Annotated in this window: 21 protein-coding genes; 11 read left to right on the forward strand and 10 right to left on the reverse strand. The window is 66.3% G+C overall.

Annotation, left to right across the window (positions count from 1 at the left end; all coding sequences use genetic code 11):
• Window positions 1–70 precede the first annotated feature (70 nt).
• Window positions 71–1,099: a Gfo/Idh/MocA family protein gene (locus tag CRO01_RS00800; RefSeq protein WP_097007223.1), complete on the reverse strand. Its 1,029-nt coding sequence runs from the start codon at window positions 1,097–1,099 to the stop codon at window positions 71–73.
• Window positions 1,100–1,227: 128 nt separating this feature from the next.
• Between CRO01_RS00800 and CRO01_RS00805 the strand changes: the two genes are divergently transcribed.
• Both CRO01_RS00805 and CRO01_RS00810 read left to right on the forward strand, forming a co-directional pair.
• Entirely contained in the window at window positions 1,228–1,845 is a 618-nt protein-coding gene (locus CRO01_RS00805) for a GAP family protein (RefSeq protein ID WP_097007224.1), read from the forward strand.
• Window positions 1,846–2,028: 183 nt separating this feature from the next.
• A complete protein-coding gene (locus CRO01_RS00810; RefSeq protein WP_097007225.1) occupies window positions 2,029–2,433 on the forward strand; it encodes a DUF5518 domain-containing protein in 405 nt (134 codons plus the stop codon).
• A gap of 43 nt (window positions 2,434–2,476) precedes the next feature.
• On the opposite strand, the gene CRO01_RS00815 is transcribed toward CRO01_RS00810, so the two are convergent.
• The gene (locus tag CRO01_RS00815; protein WP_097007226.1) at window positions 2,477–2,926 is read right to left on the reverse strand and encodes a universal stress protein; all 450 of its coding nucleotides are present in this window, start codon (window positions 2,924–2,926) and stop codon (window positions 2,477–2,479) included.
• Window positions 2,927–3,075: 149 nt separating this feature from the next.
• On the opposite strand from CRO01_RS00815, the gene CRO01_RS00820 reads away from it, so the two are divergent.
• Window positions 3,076–4,098, forward strand: a complete 1,023-nt coding sequence (locus tag CRO01_RS00820; protein WP_097007227.1) for an aldo/keto reductase — start codon at window positions 3,076–3,078, stop codon at window positions 4,096–4,098.
• Window positions 4,099–4,108: 10 nt separating this feature from the next.
• Here CRO01_RS00820 and CRO01_RS00825 read toward each other — a convergent pair whose 3' ends face one another.
• Entirely contained in the window at window positions 4,109–4,825 is a 717-nt protein-coding gene (locus CRO01_RS00825; RefSeq protein ID WP_097007228.1) for a DUF7546 family protein, read from the reverse strand.
• 3 nt (window positions 4,826–4,828) lie between these two features.
• Entirely contained in the window at window positions 4,829–6,301 is a 1,473-nt protein-coding gene (locus CRO01_RS00830) for a heme o synthase (protein WP_375097324.1), read from the reverse strand.
• Between the two features lie 238 nt (window positions 6,302–6,539).
• On the opposite strand from CRO01_RS00830, the gene coxB reads away from it, so the two are divergent.
• The 3 genes from coxB (at window position 6,540) to CRO01_RS00845 (ending at window position 8,543) form a co-directional block, all read left to right on the forward strand.
• Window positions 6,540–7,286 carry a cytochrome c oxidase subunit II gene (coxB, locus tag CRO01_RS00835; RefSeq protein WP_097007230.1) on the forward strand — a complete coding sequence of 249 codons (747 nt, stop codon included), beginning with the start codon at window positions 6,540–6,542 and terminating at the stop codon, window positions 7,284–7,286.
• A gap of 123 nt (window positions 7,287–7,409) precedes the next feature.
• Window positions 7,410–8,255 carry a cytochrome c oxidase subunit 3 gene (locus CRO01_RS00840; RefSeq protein WP_097007231.1) on the forward strand — a complete coding sequence of 282 codons (846 nt, stop codon included), beginning with the start codon at window positions 7,410–7,412 and terminating at the stop codon, window positions 8,253–8,255.
• Between the two features lie 18 nt (window positions 8,256–8,273).
• Entirely contained in the window at window positions 8,274–8,543 is a 270-nt protein-coding gene (locus CRO01_RS00845) for a DUF7410 domain-containing protein (protein WP_097007232.1), read from the forward strand.
• Between the two features lie 15 nt (window positions 8,544–8,558).
• Here CRO01_RS00845 and CRO01_RS00850 read toward each other — a convergent pair whose 3' ends face one another.
• On the reverse strand, window positions 8,559–8,846 hold the full coding sequence (locus CRO01_RS00850; protein WP_097007233.1) for a DUF7111 family protein: 288 nt from the start codon (window positions 8,844–8,846) through the stop codon (window positions 8,559–8,561).
• A 115-nt stretch (window positions 8,847–8,961) separates the two neighbouring features.
• On the opposite strand from CRO01_RS00850, the gene CRO01_RS00855 reads away from it, so the two are divergent.
• On the forward strand, window positions 8,962–9,243 hold the full coding sequence (locus tag CRO01_RS00855) for a PadR family transcriptional regulator (protein ID WP_097007234.1): 282 nt from the start codon (window positions 8,962–8,964) through the stop codon (window positions 9,241–9,243).
• Window positions 9,244–9,246: 3 nt separating this feature from the next.
• Here CRO01_RS00855 and CRO01_RS00860 read toward each other — a convergent pair whose 3' ends face one another.
• Complete coding sequence (locus CRO01_RS00860; protein WP_097007235.1) at window positions 9,247–10,419, reverse strand: acyl-CoA dehydrogenase family protein; 1,173 nt, start codon at window positions 10,417–10,419, stop codon at window positions 9,247–9,249.
• Window positions 10,420–10,559: 140 nt separating this feature from the next.
• On the opposite strand from CRO01_RS00860, the gene CRO01_RS00865 reads away from it, so the two are divergent.
• Window positions 10,560–11,720: a phytoene/squalene synthase family protein gene (locus tag CRO01_RS00865; RefSeq protein WP_097007236.1), complete on the forward strand. Its 1,161-nt coding sequence runs from the start codon at window positions 10,560–10,562 to the stop codon at window positions 11,718–11,720.
• Window positions 11,721–11,781: 61 nt separating this feature from the next.
• Entirely contained in the window at window positions 11,782–12,240 is a 459-nt protein-coding gene (locus tag CRO01_RS00870; protein ID WP_097007237.1) for a hypothetical protein, read from the forward strand.
• Window position 12,241: 1 nt separating this feature from the next.
• Here CRO01_RS00870 and CRO01_RS00875 read toward each other — a convergent pair whose 3' ends face one another.
• Both CRO01_RS00875 and CRO01_RS00880 read right to left on the reverse strand, forming a co-directional pair.
• Complete coding sequence (locus CRO01_RS00875; RefSeq protein WP_097007238.1) at window positions 12,242–12,964, reverse strand: ThuA domain-containing protein; 723 nt, start codon at window positions 12,962–12,964, stop codon at window positions 12,242–12,244.
• A gap of 122 nt (window positions 12,965–13,086) precedes the next feature.
• Window positions 13,087–13,299, reverse strand: coding sequence for a DUF7120 family protein (locus CRO01_RS00880; protein ID WP_097007239.1), 213 nt, complete (start codon window positions 13,297–13,299; stop codon window positions 13,087–13,089).
• Window positions 13,300–13,454: 155 nt separating this feature from the next.
• On the opposite strand from CRO01_RS00880, the gene CRO01_RS00885 reads away from it, so the two are divergent.
• Together CRO01_RS00885 and CRO01_RS00890 are read left to right on the forward strand one after the other, a co-directional pair.
• Window positions 13,455–13,727 (forward strand): DUF5827 family protein, encoded by a 273-nt coding sequence (locus tag CRO01_RS00885; protein WP_097007240.1) that lies wholly within the window; start codon window positions 13,455–13,457, stop codon window positions 13,725–13,727.
• Complete coding sequence (locus tag CRO01_RS00890; RefSeq protein WP_097007241.1) at window positions 13,724–14,524, forward strand: ATPase; 801 nt, start codon at window positions 13,724–13,726, stop codon at window positions 14,522–14,524. The genes CRO01_RS00885 and CRO01_RS00890 overlap by 4 nt, the downstream gene beginning before the upstream one ends.
• Before the next feature lie 67 nt (window positions 14,525–14,591).
• Here CRO01_RS00890 and CRO01_RS00895 read toward each other — a convergent pair whose 3' ends face one another.
• Together CRO01_RS00895 and CRO01_RS00900 are read right to left on the reverse strand one after the other, a co-directional pair.
• Window positions 14,592–15,170 (reverse strand): MBL fold metallo-hydrolase, encoded by a 579-nt coding sequence (locus tag CRO01_RS00895; RefSeq protein ID WP_097007242.1) that lies wholly within the window; start codon window positions 15,168–15,170, stop codon window positions 14,592–14,594.
• Between the two features lie 111 nt (window positions 15,171–15,281).
• The gene (locus CRO01_RS00900) at window positions 15,282–15,644 is read right to left on the reverse strand and encodes a cupin domain-containing protein (RefSeq protein ID WP_097007243.1); all 363 of its coding nucleotides are present in this window, start codon (window positions 15,642–15,644) and stop codon (window positions 15,282–15,284) included.
• Window positions 15,645–15,665 lie beyond the last annotated feature (21 nt).

Below are 15,665 nucleotides of genomic sequence, written 5' to 3' on the forward strand. Positions count from 1 at the left end.
CCGACCGGAAAAGGACGTTCGGTTTGCGCGTCGGCGCCGTCGCGTCGCGGTTGTGGTGTTCTCCTCGGTGTCAGCGCGCCCGCGCCGCGTCGATCAGTTCCTGTGCGTCGACGGTCTCTCCGCGGTCGGCCGCGCGCACCGCCGCCTCGGTGAACGCGATCGCGCGCAGGCCGTCCTCGGGCGGCGCCGCCAACTCCTCCTCGCCGCGAATCGCACCGACAAAGTTCTCGAGCTTCACCCGAGTCAGCGTCTCGAAGTCGGCGTCGCCGTCGATCTCGACGGCGAGCTCGTCGCCGCCGCGGTCGACGCGGACGAGTTCGTCGCCGTCGTAGTGGAGACTGCCCTCAGTACCGTAAACCGTCAGGCCGTCGTCCACGTCGGGCGTCTGCGTCCCGTCGCCACAGACGCCGACGCTGGCCGTCACGATGCCGTCGTCGCGTTCGAGATGTGCCGAGATCGCGGCGTCGATCTCTGCGCCCTCGCCGCGGTCGTCGGTCAGCGCGGCGACTTCGCTCGGCTCCGCGGCGAGCGCCCACGGGAGCACGTCCATGAGGTGCGAGCCCGAGTCGTACAGAAAGCCGCCGCCAGAGAGCTCCGGGTCGCCCTGCCAGCCCTCGGCGTAGTCCCGGAGCCAGTCCTGCTGGAGGTGACAGTGGGCCATCCGCGGCGTTCCGATCGCGCCCGCCTCGATCAGCCGGCGCAGCTCGACGTAGTAGGGATCGACGTGGCGCTGATAGCCCACCTGAACGAGTGCGCCGTGCTCGTCGGCGGCGTCGACCAGCGCGACGGCTTCGTCGACGGTCGTCACCATCGGCTTCTCGACGTGTACGTCCAGTCCCGCCTCGATACAGGCCGCCGCTTGCTCGAAGTGGCCCGCGTGGACCGACGCGATCGACGCCGCACCGAGGTCGTCGTGGGCGGCGAGCAACTCCTCGGTGGTCTCGTAGACTGGCGCCGCGAACGCCTCGATGAACCGGTCGCGCGCCGCCACGGACGGGTCGGCGCCGGCGACCACCTCGACACCCTCCATCGACGCGAACGCCTCCAGTTCCATCAGTCCAAGGCCCCCGAGCCCGATACCTGCGATCCGAACTGTCATGGCCCGGCAGTTCCGGCCCGAGCGGTTTAGGGCTGTGCGTTTTAGATGTGTGCTGTGGAAGTAGCAACGTAGAGCAATGTTCACACCAGCAAATAGCGTGTCGGGACCCCGACGACGGTGAGCTCTCCGTGAGCTTCGCCGAGGTCCTACCGCTCGTGTTCGTGATGGTCGCGGGGCCCCAGATCCTCAGCGCGATCTTTCTGGCGACCAGCGAGAACTGGCGTCGAAACTCCACGGCCTTCGTCGGCGGTGCGGCGCTTTCGATCTCTCTCGTCGTTGGGCTCGCGTACGCACTCGGCGTCGGCGCCGCCGGGCAGGGTGCCTCGAACACGACGCTCAGCGCGATAGTCCTCGTCGCGCTCCTGTTTGCGATGGTCCACACGTACCGCACCCGAGAGGAGTCCGAACCACCACGGTGGATGGGCAAGCTCAGTGCTGCGACGCCCCGGTTTTCGTTTCGGCTCGGATTTCTCCTGATGGGGTTTTTCCCCACCGACATCCTCACGTCGGTGGCCGTCGGGTCGTATCTCGCCGCCCGTGATGCCCCGCTGACCGACGCCGTTCCGTTCGTCCTGCTCACGCTGTTCGTGCTGGCGCTGCCGTCACTCGTGCTGGTCGCGTTTGGGGAGCGTGCGGAAACGTTCCTGCCGAAAGCGCGCGACTGGATGAACGAAAACGCGTGGGTCGTCAACGAATTGGTAATCGTCTTTTTCATCCTGATGTCGCTCAACAACCTTCTGGGCTGACCGCCGAGGGGCGATCGTCTCGATCGGGAGGTGGTCATTCCGACGGTGGAGTATGGGTAGGCATCGCTGTACGAACGGACTACATCGAGATCTAAGAACGACTATATCGCCGTTTTATCGTCTGTCAGTGTTGTATTCGGTAAATTGGCCTTATCTCTACTGCCGTCCTACTACTACCCGATCATGAACATCAAATGGTCGGCTGTAGTGATTGGCTTTGCCGTAACACTCGTGCTCGGGATGGTCAGCGGCCTGCTCTACACGGGGACGGGCACTTCGAGCGTCGTGGTGTACTGGGGAGTGATCGGCGTGTTAGGCGGGCTCACCGCGGGCTACCTCGCTGCCGGAACGGCGCGCTCCGGCGCGCTCCACGGCGGTATCGCCACCGTCTTCGGCGCACTCATCCTGCTTGCAATCACGGCGTTTACGACTCTGCTGTTCGGGGGACTCGTCGTGTCGGTCAGCGTGCTCACACTGGGCCTGCTGATGCTCGCGTTCCACGCCATCCCCGGCGCCGTGGGCGGCGTTCTCGGGTCGTGGGCGCGGAGCCGCCGCGCCACCGGCGAAATAACCGCCACCAAGGCGTGAACGGCACGGAATCCCATTTTCATACGTTCGTTGCATTGGCGCCTCAGTCATCCAGTTCGGGTGGCTCGTTTCGAACCACCGTCACCGGCGCGTGCGCTCGCCGAACGACGTGCTCGGCGACGCTACCGAGCAGCAACCTCGACAGTCCGGTTCGACCGTGGCTTCCGAGCACGATGTGATCGAAATCGTGCTCCGTCGCGTAGCGCACGATGGTCGGTGCCGCTTTGCCTTCCGCGGTATCCGTGCTGATTTCGCGTCCGTGGTCGCGTGCGGTCGCCGCGGCCCGTTCGAGAAGTCGCTCGGCTGACTCCCGGGCCCGTTCGTATGACACCTCGTAGGTGACACCCCCCACGTCACCCGGGTCGTGCCACTCGCGCGGATCGTTCACGTGGAGAACGCGAATCTCGGCGTCGGCGTACGTCGACAGCGCGTACCGTAGCGCGAAGTTCGCCTGCGTCGATTCGTCGAACGCCACGAGGACGCGAGTTGGCACAGGTGTCCGTCGACGACGGGGCACAAATGCACCCGGTGTCGCGGGCTGCTGGTGGGCCGTCAAAGTGGGACTGCTGGGAGCGACACCAGCCGCCAGCCGATTCCGCCGCAACCCCACCGTTTACCCGCTCGCACCGCGCACTCGGGTGTATGGAGTACACGAAGCTCGGTTCAACCGGTACGACAGTCTCTCAGCTGTGTTTCGGCACGTGGCGATTCGGCCGGGAGACGGGCGGACAGACGGAAACCACCAAAGACGAGGCCCACGACCTGCTCGACGCCGCTGCCGAGAGCGGGATCAACTTCATCGACACGGCCAACGTCTACGGCAACCCCAACGGCACCAGCGAGGAGTGGATCGGCGAGTGGCTCGACGAGCGCGACCGCGAGGACTACGTGCTGGCCTCGAAGGTGTACTTCCCCTTCGACGGCTGGGGCGAACCGGGGCCGAACGACTCGGGGCTCGGTCGCAAGCACATCCGCGCACAGATCGAGGGCACGCTCGATCGGCTCGGGACGGACTATCTCGACGTGTATTACATCCACCGCTGGGACGACGAGACGCCGATCGAGGAGACGCTCCGAACTCTCACCGAACTCGTCCGCGAGGGCAAGGTCAACCACCTCGGCGCCTCGACGATGGCGGGCTGGAAGCTCACGAAGGCTCTCTGGAAGAGCGATGTCGAGGACCTCGAACGCTTCGACGTGACCCAGCCGCTCTTTCACGCGGCCTACCGCGACGACGTGGTCGACTACCTCGACGTGTGTGCCGATCAGGACCTCGCCGTCTGTCCGTACTCGCCGCTGGCCGGCGGCTTCCTGACGGGCAAGTACGAGCGCACCGAGGACGGCGTCGTCGCGCCCGACGACTCCCGCGGCGAGATCGACCCCAACTTCGACGACTACTACGTCTCCGAGCGGGGCTGGGAGGTGCTCGACGAGATCCGCGCCGTCGCCGACGAGGTCGACGCCACGCCCGCGCAGGTGTCGCTGCGCTGGCTGATCGACCAGAGCAAGTTCACCTGCGTGCCGATCGTCGGCGCCCGGACGCCCGACCAGCTAGAGGAGAACGTCGGCGCGGTCGACGTGGACCTCTCGGAAGACCAGCACGCCCGAATCTCGGAAGCGCGCTACGACGAGGAAGGGCGCCGCTGGGGCCACCGGGACGAGTGACGACGGCTCTCTACTGAGCGAACGGCCGCCAGCGCAACAGCGTGACCGTCAGCACGAACACGGCCGTCGAGGCGCCAAAGCCCAGCGCCGACGCGACGCCGGTGAGCGCGCTGGCCGAGCCGCCGGTGACGCCGGCGATCAGCGAGGCGATCACCGGCCACGTACAGCTGACACACGAGACCAGCCCGAGCAGCCCCGACACCGAGGCGCGCGCGGCGTCGATGATCGTCGCGTAGACGAGATACGCCAACGCGCCGTAGCCGATGGCGTACGTGGGCAGCAGCGTCACGTCGACGTACGCGCCGGTGTAGTGGACTGCCGGGACGAGCCCCGGCGGCCCCTGAATCGTGGTGCCGAAGCCGGTCGCGTACAGCGACGCGTCGACGGCCGACGCGGAATCGAGGCCCAACTGCGCGGCCAGCGTCGGCCCGGGCGCGATCAGTCCTTGGATGAGTGCCAGCACGAGGAAGTACGCTCCGGCGATTGCGGCGGCGATCCGGCGCTGTCGCGGATCGGTCGGCGACGGGTCGGCGCGGTAGATTGCCCAGAGACCGACGGTGACCCAGATCATCCCGTAGATCCCGAACATCCCCAGCGTGGAGCCGGTCATCAGCAGGTACAGCAGAACGACCAGTACCTCGGTGTTGAGCGCGACGGCGTAGAGCAACAGCGTCCCGCGGTCGGGAACCATTCCGTCGAGCCGACTCGGTGTTGCGAGTTCCGACATGGATCAGAACGCCATGGCATCGACGATGATCGCAAGCAACAGTGCGCCCAGATAGGCGTTCGAGGCGTGGAACGCTCTGAACGCGGCGCCTTCGGTCCGTTCGCGGTGGAGTCTGACGACCGCCCACAGGAACACCGCGCCGAACGCGACCGTGGTGACGGCGTACAGGACGCCAAGATCGGTCACGGCCGAGAGCGCGCTCGCTCCCAGCAGCGTCGCCGCCAGATACAGCAGGATGTGCTTGCGCGTCACTGCCTCGCCGCGAACGACCGGCATCATCGGGAAGCCGCCGCGAGCGTAGTCGTCCTTGTACGCCAGCGCGAGGTTGTAGAAGTGCGCTGGCGTCCACAGGAAGATCACGCCGGCGAGCGCGAGGCCCGGAATGCCGATCCTCCCGGTGACGGCGGCCCAGCCGATCATCGCCGGGAGCGCCCCTGCGGCGCCGCCGATCACGGTGTTTTGAACCGTGTTAGGCTTGAGCACCAGCGTGTAGATGACGCTGTAAAACAGGATTGCGACCAACCCGAGCGCGGCAGCGAGCAGGTTGATCTGCACGAACAGCACCAGCGAGGCGACCGTCAGCAGGCCGCCGAAGGCGAGCGCGTTGCGAACCGGGACGAGATGCGTCGCCAGCGGCCGGTCGGACGTCCGGGCCATCTTCTGGTCGACATCCCGCTCGAGCACGTGGTTGAACGTCCCGCTGGCGCCGATGGCGAGCACGCCACCGCCCAGCGTCAACAGGATCGTCCTGACGGTCAGTTCACTGGTCGCGGGTTCGGCCGCCAGTGCCATGCCGGCCGAGGCGACCAGACAGAGCAGCCACATCAGCCGCGGCTTCATGAGCCGGAAGTACGCGAACGCGGTGACGCGAGCGCGTCCCAGCACGCCGTCGGGGACCTCCGGCGTCGGCACCTCGTCGGCGGCGTCGTCGACTGGCGTCGCCTGTTCGGTAGCGTCAGACGCTGAACGATCTTCCGGCGTCGCGGTGTCGGCTTCGAGCGTCCACGCCAGCGCGAGCACGAGCGCGCCGAAGACTATGGTACCAAAGAGCAGGTGCAGCGTCGACAGCGCGCCGATTCCGGCGGTCGTCGCGGTTACGGCGCCGAGCCCGACCTGCACGGCGTACAGACCCGTAGCGACTGCGAGGCCGGCCCGAACGCGTCGGCGCGTCGCCCCGAGCCACCCGATGATCGTCGTTGCGACCACCATCGCGCCCACGAGGAGTGCGACGACCCGGTGTCCCCACGCGATGGCGAGGTCGCCCGTCGTCGGCGGCAGCACCGATCCGGTGCCACAGCCCGGCCACGAGCGACACGCCGCCGCGGCGTCCGTCAACGCCGTGGTCGCTCCGACGACGATCAGCAGATAGACGCCGACGACCGCGGCCGCGAGCAGCCACGTGAACCGCTCGTGGCTCCCCACGAGCGGGTACGCCGAACGTTCCCGCGTCGCCCCCGGCGATGTGGAACTGGTCACGACGATATTCCTCCTTCTGTATTGGTTCGACTCTACGTATTTAGTCACCGCGCTTTGGCTGTCGACACCGCCCGAACGCGTCCCATCCGCGTCCCGGTTCAGGCGCCAGTCAAGCTCGCCGGCCAGTTCTCGAAAGCACTCCCGGCGACTATCGGCCCATGGAGCGTTCGTGCTCGTTCGCGTCGATGGCCGGAAAGTCAGCACATATTTAACCGAGAGTTCCAAAGATTCTGGTGTCATGAATAGAACGCGGAAGGCCCTGATCGCGCTGTCCGCGGCGCTGCTGTTGCTCCTCACAGCGGCGCCGGCGGCCGCACAGGCCTCGGAGTCCGCCAGGATGATTCAGGCGCTCAACGACAAGCTGCTCGTCGTCGCCCTGCCGATCACCCTACTGGTCGAAGGGATCCTCATCTACGCGGTCCTGAAGTTCAGAAACAACGACGATCCCCAGCCGACCCAGGAGAACCGTCGTCTCGAAATCACGTGGACGATCGCCACCGCGATCATTTTGCTGTTCGTCGGCTTCGCCGCCTTCCAAGTGATGGCGAGCCCGCAGATCAGCTCCGTCGCCCCCGACAACCAGCCCGATCCCTCCGAAGACTTCGTCATCGACGTGACGGCGACGAACACGTGGGCGTGGCAGTTCAACTACACCGGTGAGTACGACGGCGTCCAGACGACCAACGAGGTCTATCTGCCCGAGGACAGGCAGGTCTACTTCCGGATCACTGCCGAAGACTGGCTCCACATGATGCACGTTCCGGATCTCGGCCTCAAACAGCAGGCCCGGCCGGGCGTGACGAACACGATCACCACGACGCCGACCGAGACCGGACAGTACCAGGGCTACTGTACCGAGTTCTGTGGCGTCGGCCACTCCTCGATGCTCTTTACGGCACACGTCCAGACCCAAGAGAACTTCGAGGAAGAAATGCAGAGCCGGATGGCGGAAAACGGCGGCGGCAACCAGTCGGCTAGCGCATAAGCTACCTCTCGCGGATCTTCTCTGAGGGCCGACGTTCGACAGTCGCAACTCGGCTGCGAACGCGGATGGTACTCGCGGACGCGCTTGGATGGATTTTTGGTAGTCCAATTGCAACTGTCCAGTATGACAGTAGCGGACGATACGACAGAAGACCACGGACACCATCTCCCGGCCGTGAAAGATTTCCCGCGGGGGTTCGGCGAGGCGAGTTGGTGGCCCTTCATCACCGCGGTCGGTGGATCGGGCTTTTACATCGGGGCTGCGCTGTACGTGATGGCCCAGCGCGACCTTTTTGGCTCGACGACGCTGGGCGGCGGCATCTTCGTCGCCAGCACCGCCCTGTTCCTCGTCGGTCTGTACGGCTGGCTGTACCACGCCTTCGTCAGCGACTTCTGGAACCGCGAGGCCGACCATCACAACGAGACCAAGCTCCGGTGGGGGATGCTCACGTTCCTCGGCAGCGAAATCGCCACCTTCGGCGCGCTGTTCGTCTACTACTTCTTCATCCGGGCCGGCGGCCTCGGCGAGATCGGCATCCACCTGACGGGCTGGCTGGTCTTCGCTAACACGGCAATCCTGATCGCCAGCAGCTTCACCATGCACTACGCCCACGTCGCCCTGCTCAACGAGAACCGGCGGCGCTTTGTCGCGCTGCTCGGCACGACGTTCGGACTGGGTGTGATCTTCCTCGGCGGACAGGTCTACGAGTACTACGAATTCCTCGTCCACGAGAACTTCGGCGTGCTCGAAGGCGCGTTCAACAACGGCTTCTACGCGCTGACCGGCCTTCACGGGCTGCACGTCTCGATGGGAGCCGTGCTGCTGGGTATCGTCTTCGGCCGCTCGCTGCTGGGCCAATACTCCTCGGAGCGCCACGTCTCGGTCAGCACGGTCTCGATGTACTGGCACTTCGTCGACGTCGTCTGGGTGTTCCTCGTCGTCGTGCTGTACGTCGGCGCCTCGCTCTAACGACGGTTTTCCGTTTTCATGTCGGAGCACTCACCCGCTGTGATCGTCCCCGACGACGCGCCCGCGTATCGGTGTCCCTACTGCGAGATGCCGTTTTCCGAGGAGCGCTACCGCACGCTGCACAAGGGCCTCGAACACGCTGGCCGCATCGACGACGCCGAGCGCGACGCGTTTCAGGACGAGTATCGCGCCGAGAGCGACCGGATCAGGGAGTTCCGGCTGAAGGTGCTCGGTAGTCTCGTCGTGCTGTACTTCGGAATCCTGTTCGCGTACATGGTGTTGGGGTAGCTGGGATCGCTGGCCTCACATCCCCATGTCGGCGGCGCCGTCGGGCACCGGCAACGCGCCCGGCGCGACGCCGAGCAGTTCTGCCGCGTGGTCTAACGCCATGTCGAACCCGTAGTATCGTTCGAGCTCGTCGCCCGCCGGCGTCGGCCGAACTTTCAGCATCGCGTACCCCTCGACGTTCTGTGCGATCGCGGCCGTGGCGCCCTCGCGGTCGAACGCGAGTACGCGCTCGTCGTCCGTGAGATAGTATCGGGCGGTGATGCCGTTCGCTTCCGCGTCGTCGACGACCTCGGCGTCGGTCATGCGCGGTGGTTTGGAGCGGCTACAGTCGTAGCTGTCGGTTTTGCCGACCGGTCGTCGGCGTCGCCCAGCGGGGGAAAGCGCAAGCTTTGATTCTGCGGCGCCCGGCGTCTCCGCCATGACGAAGTTTCTCCAGAGCGGTCGGCGGCGCGATCTCTGTGTCCTACTGGCCGACGCGGGCGAGCTGTCAGGTCAACAGCTCAAGACGCGACTCGAAGCCCACTACGACGAGCATCTCGATCCCAAGAGCTTCTACGGCACGCTTGACGCGCTAGTCGATTCGGGATTTCTCGACGTTCGAACGGAGGGGCTGGCCGATCGGTACTCGCTCACTGACGGCGGTCGGCGACGACTCGACGAACACGTCGCGTGGGTCCACGAGCACGTCGACGCCGAGTAAGTCTCAGTGCTCGTCGAGCACCTGATCGCCGATCGTGTTACGCAGAATCTCGCTGGTCCCCTCGTAGATCTCGTTGAGCTTTGCGTCCCGGTAGAATCGCTCGGCGGGGAAGTCCTTGGTGTAGCCGTAGCCCCCGTGGATCTGGACGCCCTCGTTGGCGACCTCGCGGGAAATCTCCGAGGCGTAGAGCTTGGCCTGCGCGGCTTCCTTGATGAAGTCCTCGCCGCGGATCTTGCGGTCGGCGGCGCGGTGCATCAGCATGCGCGCGGCCTGCAGTTTGGTGTCCATGTCGGCGAGTTTGTGCTTGATCGACTGGAACTCGCCGATGGGCTGGTCGAACTGCTCGCGCTCGTTGGCGTACTCCGCGGCGGCGTCGAGCGCGGCCTGCGCGATGCCGACGCTGCGGGCAGCGATCGTGATTCGTCCGGCGTTGAGCGTCTTGAGCGCTTGGACGAACCCCTCGCCCTCGGCGCCGAGACGCCGCTCGGCAGGAATGTGCATGTCATCGAACCGTAGCTCGGCGGTAGGACAGCCCTTGTCGCCCAGTTTGTGCTCGGTGCCCTCGACGTGGAACCCGTCGTCGTCCTCGGGGCGGACGACGAACGAGGAGATGCCTTTGTTGCCGGCCTCTTCGTCGGTCTTGGCGAATAGGACGACCGTGTCGGCGACCGAGCCGTTCGAGATCCAGAGCTTGCCGCCGTTGACGACGTACTCGTCGGGCTCGCCGTCGTCACCCCTGTCCCCTACCGGCTCGGCGGTCGTCTCCATCGCGGGCACGTCGCTGCCGGCACCGGGTTCCGAGAGCGCGAACGCGCCAACGTCCCGGCCCTCGTTGAGCGGCGTCAGGTAGGTCTCTTTCTGTGCGTCGTCGCCGAACTCGTAGAGCATGTTGCCCGCGAGGCTGGTGTGGGCCGCGACGACCGTCCCCAGTCCGCCGCTCCCGCGGCTGATCTCCGCCAGCGCGAGCGCGTAGCTGTGGTAGTCGAGTCCCGCACCGCCGTACTCTTCGGGGAACGGCATCCCCATCAGTCCCAGTTCGCTCATCTCGTCGATGAGATCCCGCGGGAACTCGTCGGTCTCGTCGATCTCGCTCGCTCGCGGCACGACTTCCTCGTCGACGAACTCGGCGACCATCTCGCGGATCTGTCGTTGTTCCTGACTGAGCCCGAAGTCCATGTGCGTTTCTTCGGGGCCCGCCTCTTGACTGTTCTCATGACTAGCATCAAAAACCGTTTACAACTTGCGTCCAGTGGCTCCTCACCGAGACGATGCCTCAGACCTTTTTATCGTGGGGCTCTAGAGACGAGAGTACGAGCATGGCCGACGCCCACATCGAGACAACGTTCGACGAGGATCTGGCGTGGTGTTTCGACGCCGTCTCCGACGTCTCTCGGACGTTTGCGATCACGATTGACGCGCTAGAGGAGCCGATGGCTTCGCGGATCTGCGTGGGGTATCTCCTCTGTCGCGTCGCCGACACCGTCGAGGACGCCGGCCACATCCCCCCGGGCGTCCAGCGCGACCTGTTAGAGCAGTACGACGAGGCGCTGTCTGGCGAGCGAACGCTGGAGACGACGGCCGACGGCGGCGCCGTCGGCACCGAGGGCTCGGCGGCGGGTATCGATCACGATGCCACGCCCCACCGCAGCGTCGAACTGCCCGAGGATGCACCGATCAACCAGTTCCGGAACGATGTCGAGGAGTGGATTCCCGAGGAGCCGGGCGAGGACGCCGACGACTGGCGGGTCGTCGCGGCCGCCCCGCGCATCGTTCGGACCTACGAGTCGCTGCCGCCCGCCGACCGCGAGGCGATCCGCGGACCGGTCCGGGAGCTCGTCGGCGGGATGGCCGAGTTCGTCGACCGCTACGCCGACGACGGCGGCCTGCGCATCGGAACGCCGGACGAACTCGAAGAGTACTGCTGGTACGCCGCCGGGACGGTCGGCGATCTGGTCACCAACCTGCTGGCCCGCGGCGTCGACGCCGAACGCGAGGACGTGTTAGAGGACAACGCCCGCTCGTTCGCGCTGTTGCTCCAACTCGTCAACGTCGCCAAGGACGTGACCGACGACTACCGCGAGGAGAACAACGTCTACCTGCCCGCGACGTGGCTCTCGGAGGCCGGCGTCTCGCAGGACGCCGTCTGCGAGTCCGACAACGTCGGTCCGGTGGCTTCCGTCGTCGAGCGCGTCACTGACCGGGCCGCGGGCTATCTCGACGACGCCCAGACCTACCTCGAAGCGCTCCCCGAACACCGCGGCAACACGCTGGCTGCGTGGGCGATCCCCTACCTGCTCGCGGTCGGGACGATCCGCGAACTCCGCGAGCGTCCCGAGGACGTGCTGCGCGAGGACGGCGTCAAAGTCCCGAAACCCGAGGTGCTGATGCTGGTCGCGCAGTTCGAGCGCGGCGTCGAGAAGGCCGCGCTCGACGATCTGCGGCGTCAGATCGAGCAGGCGCCGCTTCACCGCCACTGACGGGCGTCGGCGTCGCGCCAAGCGAGGAATCCTTTTGCCATCGTCGCGCGTACGTCCGGCCATGACTCTCGATGTCGAGCCGCCCGAGCCGCCCGAACTCGTCGAGCAGGTCCCCGACGACTACGAGGGCGACCATCTCGAAGACGATCCCGAGTACCACCGCAACGACCTCGAAACGTTTCTCCGAGAGGGCGCGTGGGAACAGTCGTTCGAGCAGTGGAGCGCAACCACGGATCTCGATACCGAGGAGTTCCAAATCGCCCGAGAGCTGGAGCTGTTCGGCTCGTTCGATTTTTTCTGGGACGACTTCGCCGATCGGGTCGGCTACAGCGCGCCCGGCATCCCCGAGGACTGGCGCGAGCGCGAGTACCATCCCGACCTCGACTCGTGGGGCGCCGTCTCGGGGATCAACGCGGCGATGACCGAACTCGGACAGATCGTCTCGGACGTTCTGGAGGAGGAGTACGTCGACTGGGACGCCGACTACGAGGCGCCCGACGATCTGCCCGATTTCGACTAGTTCACTCCTCGCCGATCCGCTCGGCGGCCTCGACGTTCGAGAACGTCGGCTCGACGCCGTCGGTCGGCGCCGCCCACCCGACGGCGTTGTCGATGACCTGCAGAATCTCCTCTTGTTCGTAGATCGGATACTCCTCGTGGCCCGGTCGGAAGTAGAAGATGCGGCCGCTCCCGCGGCGGTAGCAACAGCCCGAGCGGAACACTTCGCCGCCCTCGAACCAGCTGACGAACACCAGCGCGTCGGGCTGGGGGATGTCGAAGCGCTCGCCGTACATCTCGGCCTCAGGGACGACGATCTGCTCGCCGATCCCTTCGGCGATCGGGTGGCCCGGCTCGACGGTCCAGAGACGCTCGCGCTCGCCGGCCTCGCGCCACTTGAGCGAGCAGCTCGTGCCCAGCAGGCGCTTGAACGGCTTGGAGTAGTGCGCCGAGTGCAGCGGGAGAAAGCCCATCCCATCGCGGACGCGCTCGACGACGCGGTCGACGACCTCGTCGCGCACCTCGTCGTGGGCGAGGTGGCCCCACCACAGCAACACGTCGGTGTCGTCGAGAACTTCGCTCGTCAGCCCGTGCTCGTCCTCGTCGAGCGTCGCCGTGCGGACCTCGTGGCCCCGGTCTTCGAGCGCGTCAGCCAGTGCTGTGTGGATGCCCTCCGGGTACAACTCGGCGACGTGGTCGTCCTCCCGCTCGTGTCGATACTCGTTCCAGACGGTAACGCGAACCATGTGTCGGCGTCAACATCGACGGTGAAAGGCACAACGTTTCCGTCCGGCGTGAGCGCTCCGAGGACCGCCCCGTTCGGCGAGCGCGCCGCTGGTCGACCCGTCGCGCGCCGAAAAGAGATAGATTAGAAGACGTACTCGTCGTCGTGGCCCATCATCCCGTCGTCCTCGAAGCCCTGCTCTTCGTCGTCCATGGGTCCGCTGGTCTTGTAGGCTTTCAGCCCCGTCGAGAGGAGCTCTTCGATCGCCTCCTCGCGGTTGACGAACTCGTCTTGCTCTACCATCTGGGCGATCTGCATCTCCAGGTGTTCGGGAACGGTGATATCGACTTTCGGCATTTGACAGTGAGGCTTTGCCCGAGCCATATTTAAGGTTGACGGGGATGTGCGCTGTGCCGGTGACGGCGGCGTCCCGACGAACCGACTATCGTCCAATCTCGCGCAGCGACGCCGAAAGCGGGCCTTTTACCGCCCGGTCGCGCGTACGTCCGGCTATGCCAGTTCCGAAAGACGAGTTCGAGCAGCTCCACCCCTGTGATTTCTACACCGCAGAGGAGCTGCTCGACCCCGACGAGATGTATACGGTCTACGAAATCGCGCGGATGCTCCAAGAGCTCGATCCAGACGCCGAGATCGACGCCGAAACCGAGGCGATACTCTTAGACTGGGCGATCCCGTGGGTCATCTCTAACGCCGACGATCTCGTCGTCGCCGACCCGCGCAGCGACGACGAACCGGGCTACTACGGGCTCGCAACCGACGAATGAAGCTGCTGGTCGCCGGCGGCGACCGCGTCGACGCGGGCAAGACGACGTTCTCGACGGGGTTGGTCGCGCGCCTCGGCAGCGTCGGCTTCAAGCCCCGCGCCGGCAACGACTACTGGTTCGACCACGACGACTATCGGCGCGCCATCTCCGAGGGTCGCCTCTACGGCAAAGACGCAAAACGCCTCGCGGCCGCCAGCGACGCCGACGTTCGGCCCGAAGATATCAACCCGGTCCACCGACTCTGGCGGCCCTCTCCGGGGCCCGACGCCGGGCTGGTCGGCGCCGCGCACCGACAGTTCGTCTTCGACCGGGTTTCCGAATCGTTCGTCGTCAACGCCGGCGCCGACGTGCCCGAGTCGGCCCGCGAGTCGTTGCCCCTCGCGGACGCGCCGCGAGTCTCGACCGTCGACGAGCTCAACGAGGAGACGCGCCGCCGACATCTGCCGGCGTTCGAGGCGCTCGCGGCGCGGATCGACGAGCGCGCCGACGCAGTGATCGAGTCCTACGGCGACATCGCCCGGCCACTGCAGGAGCTGGCGGTCGACGCCGTCGCGGTGGTCGAACCGGGCCGCGCTCGCGTCTACGACGGCGACCGCTACCTGCGCGCCTGCGACGTTGCGCGCCGGAGCGCCCGCGACGGCCGGATGGAGCGGCGCGTCGAGGACGTGATCGAGCACGTCGACCCGATCGCCCGCGTCGGACTCCCCGCGCTCGCCGACGAGCGCCGGACCGATCCGGACGCCGTCGCGGACGCCTACGCGGACGCGTACGACGAACTGCTCGCGGCCGCCGAGTGACGGCGTCGACGCTACCCGAGTGGCGGCATCGACGCGGACTCACGGCCGCCGCCGATTGGACCGACTCTCAGGCCTGTCGCGCCATCTTCCCGGACAGTTCGATGTGCGAGTACGGGTCGTTTTCGATGCTCGGGCCGTGGCCGGGGTGGAGCGCCTGTAGGTCGGCGTCGACGCGGTCGGCCACGCGGTCGATGCTCCGGATCAGCGCGTCGCGGTCGCCTTCTTCGAGGTCGGTGCGCCCGAAACTGCCGTTCTGGAAGATCAGATCTCCGGCGAACAGCACCCCGGCGTCGGCGGCGTACAGGCAGATGTGGTCGTTCTTGTGGCCCGGCGTGTGCAACGCGACGTACTCGTGGTCGCCCATCGCTACTGTGTCCTCGTCGCCCAACTCGCGCTCGACGCCGTCCTGCGTCGTATCGAAGCCGTAGACCGGTGCGTCGAACGCCGCGACCACGTCTGCGAGGTTACCGACGTGATCGGGGTGGGTGTGAGTCAGCACGACGGCGTCGAGCGACTCGACGCGTTCCTCGATCGCCGAGACGGCGTCGAAGCTGGCGCCGGCGTCGACGAGCACGGTTCGCTCGCCCTCGACGAGAAAGGCGTTGCTCGTGAACGACTGGACGCCCTGCGCGACGTTGTGGATCATGCGCAGGCGTTCACGCCGGGCCGGTTTGGACCTATCGGACCCGCCGGCTGCGTCTCAGCGTCACCTCCGGCCGTCGCCTCTGTCGGGGCGTCGTCGCCGCGGCGTCTCCGGCTAGGGCGTCGAAGCCGCGCCCTCGTCGGTCGGCGCGCTGACAAGCACCAGTCGGGCGGTGTCGTCGCCGCGGTTGTGGATCTGTCTGCGCTCCTCGGGGTCGATCCGCAGCGCCTCGTGCTCGTCGAGGGTCAGAGTGTCGGCACCCACGTCGACCTCGACGCGCCCCTCGGTGACGTAGTAGATTTCTTCGTGGCCGTCCTCTCCGTGATCGTGTGCCTTTCCGCTTCGGTCCGGCTCCAGTTCGAGCACGGTAAAGCCGAGACTGTCGGTGTCGAGCGGTTCGCGCAGGAACCACATTCCACCTTTGTCGCCGCCGATTACCGAGCCCACGTCGCCGGGCGCAGCCGCTTCGTAGCCCATGCCAGTAGGTTCCACGCAATC

This window comes from Natronoarchaeum philippinense (assembly GCF_900215575.1).
In the GTDB taxonomy this organism is placed as follows: domain Archaea; phylum Halobacteriota; class Halobacteria; order Halobacteriales; family Natronoarchaeaceae; genus Natronoarchaeum; species Natronoarchaeum philippinense.

Coding starts and splice junctions, on each gene's coding strand:
- CRO01_RS00810 (WP_097007225.1), top strand. CDS start 2,029: ATGAACATCAAATGGTCGGCTGTAGTGATTGGCTTTGCCGTAACACTC.
- CRO01_RS00845 (WP_097007232.1), top strand. CDS start 8,274: ATGTCGGAGCACTCACCCGCTGTGATCGTCCCCGACGACGCGCCCGCG.
- CRO01_RS00875 (WP_097007238.1), bottom strand. CDS start 12,964: ATGGTTCGCGTTACCGTCTGGAACGAGTATCGACACGAGCGGGAGGAC.
- CRO01_RS00800 (WP_097007223.1), bottom strand. CDS start 1,099: ATGACAGTTCGGATCGCAGGTATCGGGCTCGGGGGCCTTGGACTGATG.
- CRO01_RS00885 (WP_097007240.1), top strand. CDS start 13,455: ATGCCAGTTCCGAAAGACGAGTTCGAGCAGCTCCACCCCTGTGATTTC.
- CRO01_RS00860 (WP_097007235.1), bottom strand. CDS start 10,419: ATGGACTTCGGGCTCAGTCAGGAACAACGACAGATCCGCGAGATGGTC.
- CRO01_RS00890 (WP_097007241.1), top strand. CDS start 13,724: ATGAAGCTGCTGGTCGCCGGCGGCGACCGCGTCGACGCGGGCAAGACG.
- coxB (WP_097007230.1), top strand. CDS start 6,540: ATGAATAGAACGCGGAAGGCCCTGATCGCGCTGTCCGCGGCGCTGCTG.
- CRO01_RS00895 (WP_097007242.1), bottom strand. CDS start 15,170: ATGATCCACAACGTCGCGCAGGGCGTCCAGTCGTTCACGAGCAACGCC.
- CRO01_RS00850 (WP_097007233.1), bottom strand. CDS start 8,846: ATGACCGACGCCGAGGTCGTCGACGACGCGGAAGCGAACGGCATCACC.
- CRO01_RS00855 (WP_097007234.1), top strand. CDS start 8,962: ATGACGAAGTTTCTCCAGAGCGGTCGGCGGCGCGATCTCTGTGTCCTA.
- CRO01_RS00870 (WP_097007237.1), top strand. CDS start 11,782: ATGACTCTCGATGTCGAGCCGCCCGAGCCGCCCGAACTCGTCGAGCAG.
- CRO01_RS00880 (WP_097007239.1), bottom strand. CDS start 13,299: ATGCCGAAAGTCGATATCACCGTTCCCGAACACCTGGAGATGCAGATC.
- CRO01_RS00820 (WP_097007227.1), top strand. CDS start 3,076: ATGGAGTACACGAAGCTCGGTTCAACCGGTACGACAGTCTCTCAGCTG.
- CRO01_RS00825 (WP_097007228.1), bottom strand. CDS start 4,825: ATGTCGGAACTCGCAACACCGAGTCGGCTCGACGGAATGGTTCCCGAC.
- CRO01_RS00900 (WP_097007243.1), bottom strand. CDS start 15,644: ATGGGCTACGAAGCGGCTGCGCCCGGCGACGTGGGCTCGGTAATCGGC.
- CRO01_RS00840 (WP_097007231.1), top strand. CDS start 7,410: ATGACAGTAGCGGACGATACGACAGAAGACCACGGACACCATCTCCCG.
- CRO01_RS00865 (WP_097007236.1), top strand. CDS start 10,560: ATGGCCGACGCCCACATCGAGACAACGTTCGACGAGGATCTGGCGTGG.